This window comes from Pseudomonas sp. LBUM1662 (assembly GCF_059695915.1).
The window spans coordinates 2,523,693-2,539,164 of sequence record NZ_CP166793.1 but is presented as its reverse complement, the minus strand read 5'-3'; the positions used below and the strand labels follow the sequence as shown (position 1 = coordinate 2,539,164).

At 58.4% G+C, this 15,472-nt stretch carries 10 protein-coding genes; 6 read left to right on the top strand and 4 right to left on the bottom strand.

Annotated elements, in window-relative coordinates; all coding sequences use genetic code 11:
* The first annotated feature begins 538 nt into the window (after nucleotides 1-538).
* From ACA049_RS11470 to ACA049_RS11455, 4 genes are all read left to right on the top strand, one after another.
* Nucleotides 539-2,275, top strand: a complete 1,737-nt coding sequence (locus tag ACA049_RS11470) for a type I secretion system permease/ATPase (RefSeq protein WP_497335461.1) — start codon at nucleotides 539-541, stop codon at nucleotides 2,273-2,275.
* Nucleotides 2,276-2,281: 6 nt separating this feature from the next.
* Nucleotides 2,282-3,622, top strand: a complete 1,341-nt coding sequence (locus tag ACA049_RS11465; protein ID WP_497335459.1) for an HlyD family type I secretion periplasmic adaptor subunit — start codon at nucleotides 2,282-2,284, stop codon at nucleotides 3,620-3,622.
* 1 nt (nucleotide 3,623) lies between these two features.
* Entirely contained in the window at nucleotides 3,624-4,952 is a 1,329-nt protein-coding gene (locus ACA049_RS11460) for a TolC family outer membrane protein (RefSeq protein WP_497335457.1), read from the top strand.
* A 486-nt stretch (nucleotides 4,953-5,438) separates the two neighbouring features.
* Nucleotides 5,439-8,462: an Ig-like domain-containing protein gene (locus ACA049_RS11455; protein ID WP_497336821.1), complete on the top strand. Its 3,024-nt coding sequence runs from the start codon at nucleotides 5,439-5,441 to the stop codon at nucleotides 8,460-8,462.
* A gap of 647 nt (nucleotides 8,463-9,109) precedes the next feature.
* Here ACA049_RS11455 and ACA049_RS11450 read toward each other — a convergent pair.
* On the bottom strand, nucleotides 9,110-10,108 hold the full coding sequence (locus ACA049_RS11450) for a GlxA family transcriptional regulator (RefSeq protein ID WP_497335455.1): 999 nt from the start codon (nucleotides 10,106-10,108) through the stop codon (nucleotides 9,110-9,112).
* A 470-nt stretch (nucleotides 10,109-10,578) separates the two neighbouring features.
* On the opposite strand from ACA049_RS11450, the gene ACA049_RS11445 reads away from it, so the two are divergent.
* Nucleotides 10,579-11,409, top strand: a complete 831-nt coding sequence (locus tag ACA049_RS11445; protein ID WP_497335453.1) for an alpha/beta fold hydrolase — start codon at nucleotides 10,579-10,581, stop codon at nucleotides 11,407-11,409.
* A 113-nt stretch (nucleotides 11,410-11,522) separates the two neighbouring features.
* Here the strand turns inward: ACA049_RS11445 and ACA049_RS11440 are convergent, their stop codons facing one another.
* Complete coding sequence (locus ACA049_RS11440) at nucleotides 11,523-12,362, bottom strand: nitrilase family protein (RefSeq protein WP_497335451.1); 840 nt, start codon at nucleotides 12,360-12,362, stop codon at nucleotides 11,523-11,525.
* A complete protein-coding gene (locus tag ACA049_RS11435; protein WP_497335449.1) occupies nucleotides 12,359-13,858 on the bottom strand; it encodes a purine-cytosine permease family protein in 1,500 nt (499 codons plus the stop codon). The genes ACA049_RS11440 and ACA049_RS11435 overlap by 4 nt, the downstream gene beginning before the upstream one ends.
* A gap of 148 nt (nucleotides 13,859-14,006) precedes the next feature.
* On the opposite strand from ACA049_RS11435, the gene ACA049_RS11430 reads away from it, so the two are divergent.
* Nucleotides 14,007-14,906, top strand: coding sequence for a LysR family transcriptional regulator (locus tag ACA049_RS11430; RefSeq protein ID WP_497335447.1), 900 nt, complete (start codon nucleotides 14,007-14,009; stop codon nucleotides 14,904-14,906).
* On the opposite strand, the gene ACA049_RS11425 is transcribed toward ACA049_RS11430, so the two are convergent.
* A complete protein-coding gene (locus ACA049_RS11425; RefSeq protein WP_497335445.1) occupies nucleotides 14,903-15,436 on the bottom strand; it encodes a cysteine hydrolase family protein in 534 nt (177 codons plus the stop codon). The genes ACA049_RS11430 and ACA049_RS11425 overlap by 4 nt on opposite strands.
* Nucleotides 15,437-15,472 lie beyond the last annotated feature (36 nt).

The following is a 15,472-nucleotide window of genomic DNA, read 5'->3' as shown; positions in this document are numbered from 1 at the left end:
TGGAATTCGCGAAATGAAAGGTCGCTGAGCGATTAGGCAGAGCGATTCCGGGCCGCGGGTGGGCCATGGAATCGGGAAGTCGAAGAGAACTTCCTGAACAGCTCCGTCACCGTGCTACACAACGAAATGATCGACATGCGGTGCTCCTTCAGGACCACCGTGCCTTGCACTTTCGAAGCGATGGCAAGCTTCAGACGGGCGCCCTTGCACATGACTAAAGTTGCATAGCCATGCGATGTCAATATTACGCCGCAAAAAAATAAAATCGGAATCTGGTCTGACAACTTACTGTTCTTAAACGAGTTATAGAAATTCAGATGAATAGCTAGAGCGAAATGTTATTTCAAACTGTATCGCTAGAGAAACAAACGCCACCTACGCTGCTGCATGTGAACATAAAAATTTATGGAACTTTTTCAAGAACGCTATCGCTTGTGTCCACGAGAAGCATTCGCAACTACATCTATGGTTAGCGACAACATTTGCTGCTGCTTTTTTGACGCAGGCACAACCGACTTTTTCGGTGAGGGTCTTTCAAATGCACAAGCTCTCGAGCACCCGATCCGAACTGGCTGACGCGATTTTTCGTCTGCGCCGCAGTTTTTATTCGCTGGCAGGCTTCAGTGGCGTCATCAACGTCATGATGTTGACGCCAGCCGTGTACATGCTCCAGGTCTACGACCGGGCCCTGGTCAGTCGCAACGTCACGACATTGACGATGTTGACCTTGCTGGTAATTGGGTTGTTCTTGCTGATGTCCACGCTGGAATTAGTCCGCACTCGCGTATTGATCCGGGTCGGCAACTGCCTCGACATGGACCTCAACCGACGCGTCTTCACTGCTGCGTTCGAGCGCAACCTGAGTCGTGCCGGAGGCAATCCGGCCCAGGCCCTGCAAGATCTCGCGCAAGTGCGTCAGTTCCTCGCCGGCAATTCCCTGTTCGCTTTTTTCGATGCGCCCTGGACGCCGCTGTACCTGCTGGTCGCCTATCTGATCCACCCGCTGCTCGGACTGATCACCCTGATCGGGTCGCTGATTCTGGTGTTCCTGGCGTATCTCACCGAAAAGGCCACGCAGAAGCCGCTGGCCGAAGCCAATCAGGCCGCCCTCTCCTCCGCCTGCTACGCCAACAACAACCTGCGCAACGCCGAGGTCATTGAGGCGATGGGGATGCTGCCGTCGATTGGCAAGCGCTGGTACCAAAGCCATTTGCGCATCCTCGAAATGCAGACCCTGGCTTCCGACCGTGCCGCCCTGATCAGCAGCACCGGGCGCTTCGTGCGCATCACGTTGCAGTCGCTGATCCTCGGCGCCGGCGCGCTGCTGGCGATCGAAGGCAAGATCACCCCCGGGATGATGATTGCTTGCTCGATCCTCACCGGCCGTGCGCTGGCCCCGGTGGAACAAGTCATCGCGTCGTGGAAGCAACTGCTCGGTTGCCGTTCGGCCTGGGGCCGGCTCAACGAGATGCTTGAAGACTATCCGCGCCGGCCACCCAGCATGTCGCTGCAACGGCCGCTTGGCATGCTGGCGGTGGAGAACGTGTTTGCCGGCGCCCCCGGCACCGGCAACACGATTCTGCGCGGGGTGAGCTTCAACCTCTCGCCCGGCGAAAGCCTTGGCATCATCGGTCCATCCGCCTCGGGCAAATCCACCCTCGCCCGCCTGTTGGTCGGCGTCTGGCCGGCGCAGGCCGGCAAGGTGCGCCTGGACGGCGCGGACATCTTCACCTGGAACAAGGGCGAACTGGGCCCTTGGCTAGGTTACTTGCCGCAGGACGTTGAGCTGTTCGAAGGCACCATCGCCGAGAACATTGCGCGCTTTGGCGAAGTGGACAGCGACGCGGTCATCCGCGCCGCAAGAGCGACGGGCGTGCACGAGATGATCCTGCGTTTTGCCCAGGGTTATGAGACCCGCCTGAGCACCGATGGCAGCCCGCTTTCCGGTGGCCAGAAGCAACGCATCGCCCTGGCCCGCGCGCTGTATGGAGAGCCCAATCTGATTGTGCTGGATGAGCCGAACGCCAACCTCGACGACGTCGGTGAAAAGGCCCTGGTCGATGCGCTGGCCCAACTCAAGGGCCGTGGCGCCACCGTCATTCTGATTTCCCACCGCCCGAACGTGCTCTGCGCCGTCGACAAGGTGCTGATGCTGCGCGACGGCGGCGTTCAGATGCTGGGCACTCGTGACGAAGTATTCGCAGCGCTGCGCAAGACCCAAGTGATGCCTGCAGGCACGTCGACTCCGCTGGCCTCCGTCAAAGCACGGGAGTGACCGATCATGCAAATGAACCAACACATCGAGATGATTCACACCGATCCCCGGAACGTGGTGGATCTGGACGTCGGCAAACCCATGCGCAGGGGCATGTGGCTGGTACTCGCCGGCTTCGGTGGCTTCCTCCTGTGGTCCTGGCTGGCGCCGCTCGATGCCGGCGTGGTCGCGACAGGCACGGTGAAAGTCACCAGCAATCGCAAAGCCGTGCAACATCTGAGCGGCGGAACCGTGGAGGCCATTCTTGTACGCGAAGGCGATGCCGTGAAAAAAGGCCAGGAACTGGTCCGCCTCGACTCGCTGCGTGCCGTTGCCGAACAGGGTGCAGTCAGCGCCCAGTACATCGTCAGCAAGACGGTGGAAAACCGCCTGGAAGCGGAACGCGACGGCCACGATATGGTGAACTACGACCCCGAATTGCTCAAGCATTTCGGCAACGACCACCGCCTGGTCGCCGCCATGGATCTGCAACAACGATTGCTCGATACCCGGCGCGCTGGCCTCGCTGGCGAAATCAGCATCCTCCAGGAAAACCTCGCCGCGTCGGCGGTGCAGCTCAAGGGTCTGCAACAGGTCTACGGCGCCCGCGCCTCGCAGATCAACTTCCTCAGTCAGGAACTGCAAGGCACCCGCATGCTGGCAGCCGAAGGCTATGTGCCGCGCAACCGGCTGCTTGAGCTGGAACGCAGCAACGCCGACCTCTCCGCAGGCCAGGCCGAAAACCTCAATAACATCGCTCGCATACGCAGCCAGGCCACCGAAATCAAACTGCGCATCCTGCAGCGTCAGCACGATTACCAGAAGGAAGTCGAATCGCAGCTCACCGACACCGCCAAGGAAAACACTACCCTGGCCGACCGCCTGCGTGCGCTGGATTATGAAGTGACCCACACGGTCATTCGCTCGCCCATCGATGGCATGGTCCAGTCCCTGAGCATCGCGACCATCGGCGGGATCATTCAGCCCGGCTTCAAGATCATGGAAATCGTGCCAGACAACGAACCGCTGCAGGTCGACGCGATGATTCCCGTACAGGCCATCGACAAGATGGTCCCCGGCCTTGACGTGGACATTGCCTTCCCGGCCTTCAACCATGCCCGGACGCCCAACATCCCTGGCCGCGTGAAGACCGTTTCCGCCGACCGCCTGCTCGACGAGGAAAGCAAGCAGCCGTACTACCTGGCCCAGGTGGAAGTCACGCCCGACGGCATGAGCCTGCTTGGCAGCAACCACATTCGTCCCGGCATGCCCGCCAGCGTCACCATCAAGACCGGCGAGCGCAACTTGATGAGCTATCTCCTCAAACCCATGCTCGAGCGAGTCGACAGCTCGTTCAAGGAACAATGAAATGGACCGTCATTGCCTGATCTTCTGCCTGCTGGGGCTGTCCCTACCGGCCAGTGCCATGGACCTCAAACAAGCCTGGGACCTGCTGCAGTACCAGGGCCCCGTCTACCGCGCCGCCGTGCATGAAAAACAGGCTGGCCTGGAAAACCGCGCCATTGGCCAGGCCGGCCTGCTGCCGCAGATCAGTGCCTCGGCCTACGACAACAAGGTCAATGGCACCCAGCGCCAGAACGGCATCGAAAGGGATCTCGACTACGACTCCAAGGGCGCCAATGTGCGCTTGCGCCAGCCACTGTTCAACAAACAGAAAATGGCCGAATACCGCCAAGGTCAACAACGCGCCGACTACAGCGTCGCAGTGTTCGACGCCAAGAGTCAGGACGCTGCGGTGCGCCTGGCCGAAAGCTATTTCGACGTGCTCCTGGCCAGCGAAACTATTGTCCTCGCCAAGTCCAAGCTGAGCGCCTTCGATGAGCAACTCGCTTCGGCGAAACGGCGCATGGAGCTGGGGGCCGGGACTGTCACCGACATCGACGAATCGGTCGCTCGTCGCGACCTCGCCGAAGCCGAGCTGATCGAAGCTCAGGACAACCTGATCAATGCGCGCCGCAAGCTTGAGGAACACATCGGAGAAACACCCGAATCGCTGACCACCTTGCGTCCGGGCTTCGATACGCCACCACTGCTACCGAGCAACCTGCAGGACTGGCTGGTCAAGGCTCAGACCGATAGCCCGCTGATCCATGCGCGCCGTCATAGCAGTGACCTCGCTGAAGAAGAAGTGAAGCGCGCCAAGGCGGGACACTGGCCAACACTGGATTTCGTTGCCGGCTACACGGCGGGCGACAGCCAATCAATCTCCGAACTCAATCAACGCAACCGCTACGGCTCAATCGGGCTGGAAGTCAATTTCCCGCTGTACAACGGTGGCGGTACCAGCGCACTGACACGCCAAGCCAGCGCCAATAGTTACAAGGCCCTGGACGAGCTCGACGCCACGCGACAAGAAGTCATCTCCGGAACCACCCGCGAATATGCCGGCATCCACAGCGGCGCCAAGCGTATTCATGCGCTGGAGCGGGCCGTGGAATCCAACGAACGCTCATTGACGTCGACACGCAAGGGTTTCAAGGAAGGCGGCACCAACACCAATTCGGATGTCCTCAATGCCCAGGAGCTGCTCTTCGTTGCGCAACACGATCTGTTCGAAGCCAAGTTGCGCTACTTGATGTCGCGTCTGCGCCTGGCCTCTTCGGTGGGCAGTCTGGGCGACGATGATATCGACCAGATCAATAACTACCTTGGTCCGGAATTGCTGGTCACCAACTGACGTTCGCCTGTCGGCCGGTCGAGCCGAATGATGGCCGACCGGTGCCCCACTTCCGGGTAACTTTGATTGATCAAATCCCGCCTCTTTTATCACCGCCCCGCTGAACCACTCTCAACGTTCCGACACTGATGAAATCGCATTCCGGTGGTTGACGGCCTGATTTTTAGCTGTCGAAAATGATCAATTATTATTCCCACAAACGGGGCACTACACCCACCAAAAATGGGTATATTCAACCATTTTTGAGGAATTTCACCCACCATACTTTCGATCATTTGTCACACTTATAGCCGCCAGTCAATGAAACTGAACTTTTTCTTCGCGCCGCTGTAATGGCTCGTTTGTTGCTCCACACCTTGTACCCGCATTAGCTGTCGTCCCGAACATGGAGACGGCGGGGCATCACGCGAGGGGTGAAAAATGAAACGCGCAAAACCACCATGCAATTCCATCGTGTTGCTGCGCAGGTCAAGCCTGCCCTGTGCGATGCTCCTTACGCTCAACACCGCCAATGCCGTGCCGCTCGACGATGTCAGCCAGCCGCCACCGACGGACCCTTCGGCGTATACCAACCCGCCCGCCGACCCTGCGGCAGCGCTGGAAGCCTTGAAAACAATGCCGCCGACCAACCAGGGCGCGATTGCTCTGCCCAACGGCGCGTACGGTGACCGCAACACCCCACGCGCGGACAACGCGCTGCCGCCGGCCCTGCAAACCTCGTTCAAAATCCCCACCAACGGCAAACCCAGCCCGTTGTTCGGGGCGCAACCCTACACCCAGCAACTGCTGCTGATGGAGGAGTTCGGCACGGAGAAACTCGACCCGACCCTGCCCGCCCCGACACTGACCTTCCCTGTGCCGCTTGCCGGCCCGGCGCCACAGCAGGACCCGGACAGCATCGCTCGCAGCGGTCCGTCGAGTGCGGCACTGGAAGCCTTCATGCGCCAGCCCGGGCTTTACCCGTTTCCGGCGCAATACGCCAACGTGCTGGATCGCAACCCGTGGAAATCGCAGATTGAAGCCTTCCTCAACCGCCATCCGGTCGGTTCGCCGGCCGAAGGTCGTCCGCCAGGAAAAGGCTGGTCCCATCAGCGCTGGAACGAGTTCTACCCGCAGGTCGCCTTCAAGACCGTGCAAGCCGGCGCCAAACTCAACGGCGGCATGCGCGACCGCCGACAAATGCACAACTACGCCGTCGGTGAATTCGGGCCTGGCGGGCTCTACTACCAGACCTCGGACATCCCGACCACCACGGGCACCACCAAAGGCATCGATACCCGTTTTCACCCCAAAATGCCGATTCAGAACCACAAGGCGCTATGGACCTTCGACGGCACCTTTCCAACAAAACTGCTGATGGTGCGCTATGGCCAACCGGTGCTGATGCGTCACTACAACGCCCTGCCGATCGACCCTGCCGCCAACATGGGTTTCGGCCTGCACACCCTCAGCACCCACGAACACAACGGCCACAACCCGGCCGAAAGCGACGGCTATACCAATGCGTTTTTCTTTCCGGGGCAGTACTACGACTATCGCTGGCCAATGCAACTGGCCGGCTACGACACCATCAACACCAAGGCTGAAGACCCTCGCGCGGCGTTCCCCTGCGCCCCGGGCGAAACCCTGTTCGTCAACGACGCCACCCCGGGCCTGAAGACCTGCAACAACGGCACCATCAAGATTCGAGGCGACTGGCGCGAGACCATGAGTACTCACTGGTTCCACGACCACATGCTCGATTTCACCGCGCAGAACGTCTACAAGGGCAACGCGGTGATGATGAACTACTACAGCGCCCTCGATCGCGGTAACGAGGCGGTCGAGGACGGCGTCAATCTGCGCCTGCCCAGCGGTTCGGCGCTGCCCTGGGGCAACCGCGACTATGATGTCAACCTCATGGTGGCCGACAAGGCCTGGGATAAGAACGGCCAGCTGTGGTTCAACCCGTTCAACACCGACGGCTTCCTCGGCGATCAGATCCTGGTCAACTGGCAGTACCAGCCGCGCCTGAACGTGCGTGCTCGCAGCTATCGTTTCCGCATCCTCAACGGCTCGGTGTCGCGCTACTTCCGGATCGCGCTGGTGCGTGAAATCGTCGGTAGCGGCGGCGAATTCCCCGGACCGGCAGGTTCCGGCGTGTCTTATGCGCGCGTGCCGTTCCACATGATTGGTAACGACGGCAACATCATGGAGCACGCCGTGCCGTTCGACGGCAGCATGGATATGGACGGCGACGGTGACATGCAGGACCACAACGCTATCCTGCCGACCCAGGGCATCGCCGAGCGTTACGACATCATCGTCAACTTCGCGAAAAACGGGATCAAGACTGGCGACAAGCTGTACTTCGTCAACCTGATGGTGCACCAGGGCGGCAGGGGGCCAGAGATAGAACCGGTGAGCCTGGCGGATGTACTGTCCGGGAAGTACAAAGCGGTGCTCAAGCTGGGTAGCAAAGGACTGGAATGGGACGGCGGCGACCCGGTGGTGGGCAAATTCATGCAAATGGTGGTGCAGCCTTACAGCGGCACGGATGTGAGCATGAACCCTGCCGAGTACGAGCCGGCCAAACCGGGCAAGGCGGTGGGTAAAATCATGATTCCGCTGACCCTCAACCGTGACGATCCGACGGTGCAGGCCAAACTCAAACTGGCGCGGCATCGCGAGTTCATCTTCGGTCGCTCCGATGGCACCGACGAAGCTCCCTGGACCATCAAGACCGACGGTGGTTTTGGCTATCAGATGGACTCACGGCGAATCAGCGCTGCTCCGCAACTGGCCAACGGTCCGACGGATGCCGGGTACTCCGGCGACGGCACCCTTGAGGTGTGGAAAATCAGGAACGGCGGCAACGGCTGGAACCACCCGGTGCACGTGCACTTCGAAGAAGGCATCGTCCTCAACCGCGACGGCAAGGCGCCGCCGGAATGGGAAAAATGGGCGCGCAAGGACGTCTATCGCATTGGCGAGGGCATCGACAGTTCAGTGGATGTCGAAATGGCGATCCGCTTCCGCGAGTTCGCCGGGACCTACATGGAGCACTGCCACAACACCCAGCATGAGGACACTTCGATGCTGCTGCGCTGGGACATCGAGCGGCCCGGTCAGTTTCAGTTGATGCCAACGCCCCTGCCCGGCTGGGACGGCGTCACCTATGTGAACTCGGCGGCGCTGCCGACCTTCCGCACGGGCGAAGGCGAAAACAAAAAACCGGTCGCCAAACCCGACAGCGCCACCAACAGAGACGGCAAACCGCTGACCATCAATGTCCTGGCCAACGACTCCGACCCTGACGGTAATGTGCCACTTAAAGTGGTGGGTCTGACGCAACCGAGCGCCGGCAAGGGCACGGTCACAGTCAGCACCGACGGCCTACGTGTGATCTACACACCACCGCCCACAATCGCCGCATCGTTCGTCGCCAGCTTTACCTATCAAGCCAGCGATACCAAGGGCGCGCTATCGACACCGGCGACGGTGACCGTGGCGGTCTCGGCACCCCGGTAACACGCTGACATGACCGCAACGCCGCAGGCTTGGTCAGGAATGGCCCGGAAGGCTGCTCGCGGCGTGGCAGGTTGTGTTCCTGGGCGGAAATCTCAATGGGTCGATAGCTGCCTTTCATACGGCAGCCATCGATTCCAGCCACTAGCGACCGGCAGCATTCGGTCCAGAGTTTCTCAATCAGTTAGTTCAGGTTTAGCGCCTCCAGAACACACTTTAAAAACACCTCCCCACTTCAGAGGAAACACCCCCATAAACGGGCTTTGTTTATCCAAGGCCCATATCGAAACAGGCCAAAACATTGGTTAAAGTGGCAGGACTTATACGCTGTTGAAGTTTGGCATAAAGCTTGCTGAACACTAACTAGAACATCGATCTAAAGAGCCAAGCTGTTTCAACCGGGTCAGCGGCACTCTCCAGGCATATGCATTCAATAGTTAATGAATGCTCAGACCTAAGTTTGCCACTCATCGTACGTTGCTATTTTATGGAGCTACCATCATGCCCCATGAGTCGATAACTCTAACGTCCATACTCATTCTTCTTATTTTTACTATCGGGGTAGGATGGAATCTCATCGGTTTGTTATTCGATTAAGAATAGACGGCAAGTACTACATTCTTAACCTGGGAAACACTGGGTAATTCGAGTTACCGGCTCCCTCGTCTGCCTCGAAAATGCTGGCGATACGCGGTGGGAGACATGCCAACGACAGACTGAAAAGCCTTTCGAAACGAGCTCACATCGTCGTACCCCAATGCGGCTGCAATCTGCATAATCGGCCGGTCTCCCAATTGGAGAGCATCCCGCGCCTTGGCCATTCTTGCCTGCTTGACGTAGTGGGCGGGATTCAATCCTGTTGCCTTTTGAAAGCGCCGAATAAAGGTCCTTTCCGTAAGATGAGATCGCTCTGACAGGCTGAATATAGTGTGATTCACGCCAGGCGAAGAAAGAATGTAGTGCTGGGTCGCCAGTATTGCATTGTCATCGTGATCAAGCCTTGGGAGAAATCCTTCTAATGATCGCTGGTCGTCGCGCACCCCTTCGCTAAGCATGAAACGCGAAGTGGCTAGCATCACACTGGCCCCCATAATCCGATCAACGATCAAGAGACCAAGATCATTCCAGGCAAGCATCGCACCTGAAGTAATGATATCTCCGTCGTCAATCACAACTTTCTCAGTCACGACCTGAGCGTCGGGACACGTACGGGAAAGGAGTTCGGCAAATGCCCAGTGAGTGGTAATTCGCCGTCGTGCGAGAAGGCCGGTCTGGGCCAGTACAAATGCGCCTGCACATATCGAACAGACGATTACGCCACTCCTGTGCAGTCCGGTCAACCATGCCGCCTCGGGGGGCATCGCAGACATGCGATCGGGCATCGCAACGCTAGGAGGTGCGATAGCGAAGGTCGGGGAATGCGCCTCACCAGGATCGCTATCCCAACGGCATTCGATACTTCCCAACGCAGGATCAAGTTGCCAATGCGTTACGCGGATGCGGCTGTGGCGATTATCCTCATGCGGATAGGCTGCCCACTCATTGGCGATTCGAAATAGATCAGTCAGACCATAAATCGCGGCCATTTGGCAATCGGGATAGATCAGTAATGCAATCTCTGTAATGTTTTCCGTTTTTGATCGCAACACTGTCGACCTCGTCAGTTTCAATGAATTTGTATCATCGCGGCCATTTGACGATCGGGATAGATCAGCAATGCAATCTCAGTGATTTTGTCAGTTTTTTAACGCAGCAATGTCAATCTCAACCGTTTCAATGAATGTGTATAAGCCTAAAATGACCGTCAACTAATCATATTCACCAAGGGGTCGCCTATGCTCAATCCTCAATTCAATCTCGCAAACTGCATGTTTTAGCCGACCACCACATTGACGACTCATCACTGTTCAGGAAATGGGCCGTTCACTGAATAATCGGAAGTATAGCAATGAAAAAAATTCTGAAACCGAATGCTCAAAACGGCCATGACGTCGATAGGCTCCGCCGCCAATTACTCCTCGGGGGCGCCATTGCAGTGAGCTACTTTGCTCTACCCACGCTAGCATCATCCAGCAACCACCTCCCGCTACCTCTAAGCAAAACGCAAGGAGTACACGATATGGCAACGGTAACTACCAAAGACGGCGTCGAGATTTTCTACAAGGACTGGGGTCCTCGCGATGCCAAGGTCATTCATTTCCACCATGGCTGGCCTCTAAGCTCCGACGATTGGGATTCACAACTGCTGTTCTTCGTAAATAAGGGATACCGCGTCATCGCACACGATCGTCGGGGGCACGGTCGCTCCAGTCAGGTTTGGGACGGCCATGACATGGACCATTACGCCGACGATGTCGCTGCAGTAGTCGAAAAGCTCGGCACCCAGGGTGCGATGCACGTTGGCCACTCCACAGGCGGTGGTGAGGTGGTGCGTTATATTGCGCGGCATGGTGAGCGCAACGTGAGCAAAGCCGTTCTAATTAGCGCAGTGCCTCCATTGATGGTCAAAACCGACAGCAATCCGGGTGGCACACCGAAATCTGTCTTCGATGACTTTCAAGCGCAGGTTGCGGCGAACCGCGCACAGTTCTACCGCGACGTTCCTGCCGGCCCTTTCTACGGCTATAACCGGGCCGGCGCGAAGCCATCAGAAGGCGTAATCCAGAATTGGTGGCGCCAAGGAATGATGGGGAGCACCAAGGCGCAGTACGAAGGCATCGTCGCCTTCTCGCAGACCGATTTCACCAAAGACCTGGAGGGGATCACGATCCCGGTGTTGGTCATTCATGGTGACGATGATCAAGTTGTTCCTTATGCAGATTCCGGAGTGTTGTCGGCCAAGCTCGTCAAGAACGGCAAGCTGATCACCTACAAAGGTGCACCGCACGGTATTCCGACTACTCATGCCGATAAGGTCAACGCCGATCTGCTGGCATTTTTGCAAAGCTGATTTGCACCGCCATGCCAGTTAGGGGCTGGTTAACGCAATAGCCTGAGCCCCCCCACCCACTTCGACGTGGGTGGGGGTGACTGTCTCGGGTGATGTGCGTTTGAATATTCAGCCTATCTGTGACTGCACCCATACAACCCCTGCCGCCGATCCCGATGCAAATCATTACGCGCACTGATCCGCTTGTTCCGCGCCTCGGCAAGGTTAAGTGTCGCCAGCAAAATCTGCTCGCCCCCCTGCTCCGCCGGCCCGGCCAACGGATAACCATCTGCATCAACAATCACCGAACCCTGCACCCAACCCACCCCGCGTTCATGCCCATGCCGATCACACGCGGCAATGAACATCCGGTTCACCGACGCATTGGCCTGAACCCGCACCACTTCGGCCGGGCGCTCGGTGGGCGGCCTCGGCCCATCGGGCCAATTGACGGGCGAGCAGAGCAATTCTGCGCCGGCAAGTGCAGGCAACCGCACCCATTCCGGAAACTCCAGGTCGTAGCAAATCAGCATGCCGATCCTTCCATGGACGGTTTCGACCACCGGCGGTGCGTCGTTGCCGGGGCTGAATATTTCGCTCTCGGCGTCCCACAAATGCGCCTTGCGGTACACGGCGCGCAGGCCTTGGGCATCGATCATCGCCGCGCTGTTGGCCAGTTCATCGCCTTGCAGTCGCTCGCAGAATCCGCCCACTACAACGACGTTCAGTTCCTTCGCCAGCGCCGTCCACAGACGCAAGGTTGGTCCGTCGGTTGTTTCGGACAAGGACAGCGCTTCGTCACGGTCAGCAAACAGGTAACCGCTTTGCACCAGTTCGGGCAGCACCACCACTTGCGCGCCCTGCAATGCCGCCGAACGAATCGCACGTTCAGTCAGTGTCCGGTTGTAAGCAAGGTCGCCTATTTTCGGTGCCACCTGGCAGCAGGCGACCACGGTATTTTTCACGCTGTTCAACGTCCCTCCTCCGCTGGCTGATTAGCCATGGAAACAATGTCGCTCTCGGTGATTGAGTCGATGATTCGGCGTTCGTATTCGAGATCGATCGAGCGGCTGAGGAGGTAGTACGTCAGGCCGGAAACCACCAGGCCGACCAGCCAGGCGATGTCCACGCCTTCGAGCATGCGCGCCAGCGGGCCGACGAACACCTCTTTGCCGGCAGCGGCGTCGAAGATGTAGAAGAACGGCACCATCGCGGCAAAACCGATCAGGTACGAAACGATCCCGCGGAATTGCCAGGCGCCATAAATGCCCTTCGGCGTGAAGAAGTGCGGGATCGCGTAGCGGCCTTTGCGCACGAAGAAGTAGTCGACCAGATTGACCGCAGTCCACGGCACGAGGAAGTACAACAGCAGCACGAGGAAGGTGTTCAACAGCGCGATGCCGTCGCCTTTGATCGAGAGTACGCAGGTCAACAGGATGAGGCTGATTGCGGAGATGGACATCACTCGGGCACGGGGTGTCGGCGTGATTTTTTTGATCGAGTCGACGCCCGTCAACAAGGTCAGCATGGCGCTGTAGGTATTGAGCGCGATGATCGGCAGGAAGCCCAGCACCGAGACGATGACCAGCACATTGCCCAGGCCTGGGATCATCGACGATCCGACCTGGTTCAGCGCCACCAGCGCGTCCGCCGCTTTCAACTGCTGCGCGAGCCAGGCGCCAAGGCCGATCATCCAGCCGCCGGACAACGATGCACCGATGAAGATGGCGGCGATCAGTTTTGGCCGGCTGGTGTTTTTCGGCAGGTAACGGGAATAGTCGGAGACATACGGCGCATAGGAAATGTTGTAGCTCGCGCCGATGGCAAACAACGTGGCGAACGCCACCCAACTGAAGCCCAGATCGGTCGCCGGTGCGACGCCTTCCTGGCCGGCGCCGAACATCAAGGCAATGGTGACCAGCGCATACAGCGGCAAGGTCGCCAGTAACGCCCACTTGAAGGCTTTGTGCATCAGGTCGTGGCCGTAGATCGACAGCAGCGCGCCGATCAACACCACGGCAACGGCGACAATAGTCGGGTCGATGCCGAAGACGTGTTCGAGGCCGTTCATGATCAGCGAGATGTTCACCACGTTGAAGCCGACGAAGACAAACATCGTCGCCATCAAGGCCAGGATCACGCCGCGATAACCAAACTGGGCACGGGACTGGATCATTTGCGGCAGGCCCATTTTGGGACCTTGCGAGCCGTGGAAGGCCATGAAAATGGTGCCGAACATGATCCCGAGCGCACCGGCGACCACGGTCCACAGCGCCGACAAGCCGAGGCTCGGACCGACAAAACCGATGGAGATGGTGAAGAAGTGAAAGTTGCCCAAGAACCAGAAAGGCCCCTGGCTGCTGAGTTTGGCGTGACGTTCGTTTTCCGGAATGTAATCGATCGAGTGGCCTTCGATGGCCAACCCGCCACTCGCCTCGAGGGCGTGCGCAGAATGAGGAGACCCTGACATACGATTGTTCCTATGCAGTTGATTGTTGTTTTTATGGGCAAAGCGCCGGTTTCATTGCAATGTAGGGCCTTGATCAGGGCTATAAAATATCGCAGGCACACTGTTTACATAGATCTGCGTCTATGTGACTGAACCTTGAGGGACACCCATGCTGGGCACTGTATCGGAGCTGGATCTGCGTTTGATCCGGGTCTTTCTGACCGTCGTTGAGGCGGGCGGCATCTCGGCGGCGCAAACCGCGCTCAACACCACTCAGCCGACCATCAGTGCGCAATTGGCGACGCTGGAAGCGCGGGTGGGATTTCGTCTGTGTGAGCGCGGGCGCGGCGGTTTTTCGGTGACGCCCAAGGGCGGCCAGTTTGTCGAGGCGGCCCGCCGACTGCTGGCGGCGGCCGAAGGTTTTCGGGTTGAAGTCCAGCACATCAATCGCAAGGTGTCGGGCAACATCAACATCGGTTTGCTCGGTCAGATCGACCCGGTTGCCAACAAGAAAATCGCCCTGGCTATCGCGCGTTTAAGGGCCCGCCATGAAGGCCTGTATTTTCACTTCACGGAACTGTCGTCGTCGCTGCTGGAAGAGAAAATCATCAACAGCCATATCGATCTGGCGATCGGTTACTTCTGGCACCGCTTGCCCAACATCGATTACTTCCCGTTGTTCCAGGAAACCCAGATCGCCTACTGCGCCCCGGCTCACCCGCTGTTCGAGCAGGTGGGTAAGTTGACCCGGGATGATGTCCGCGATTACGACTGGGTATGGCCAAGCCACCCGTTGCCGGAAATGCCCGCGCCCACCTCGATCGAACGCCTGACCGTACTCACCGACAGCATGGACGGCGCGGCGCTGCTGATTCTGTCGGGGCAGCATTTGGGCTTTCTGCCGCAGCACTATGCGGCGAAGCATGAACAGCTGGGGCAGTTGCATCCGCTGAATCCCGAGTTGCTGCGCTATGAGGTCGGCTTTCATGCGGCGGTTCGGCATTCGGCGCGTCAGCGGGATCTGGTGAGTGCGTTCCTCACGGAGTTGATCGATATTTTCGGTGCTTAAACGCGTATTTCGCTGGATGGAATGACGTCGATCCGGGCCACGGGCCCCGTCAAGTGCGCCAGGTCTGCGTTGTGCTCGGCGATGATGTCTTCGGCGGCAAGGTTGCCATTGTCGACGGTGGAATGCGCATCGGCGGCGAGCACCACGTCATAGCCCAGGTTCAAGGCCTGGCGGACGGTGGCGTTGACGCAATAGTCGGTTTGCAGCCCGCAGATGATCAGGCGGTCGGTGCCCATATCTTGTAATTGGGATTGTAAGTGGGTCTTGTAGAACGAATCTCGATTTGTTTTTCGCACGCGAAGGTCTTCCGGCGAAGTCTTGAGGCTTTCGGCCAGTTTCCAGCCCTCAGAACCATGTTGCAGCAGGTCGCCCTTTTCTTCGTGCTGGATGAGGATGACCGCAATCCCTGCCTCCCTGGCCTTGGCACTCAGGCCGTTGATGTTCTCGATGACGCGTTTGATCTCAAAGCATTCGTACTCGCCAGCGCACAAGGCGTGCTGGACATCGATGATCAGCAGTGCAGTGGTCATGGTTCCTTCCTTGAGAGGTCGGTGGATCAGGGGACA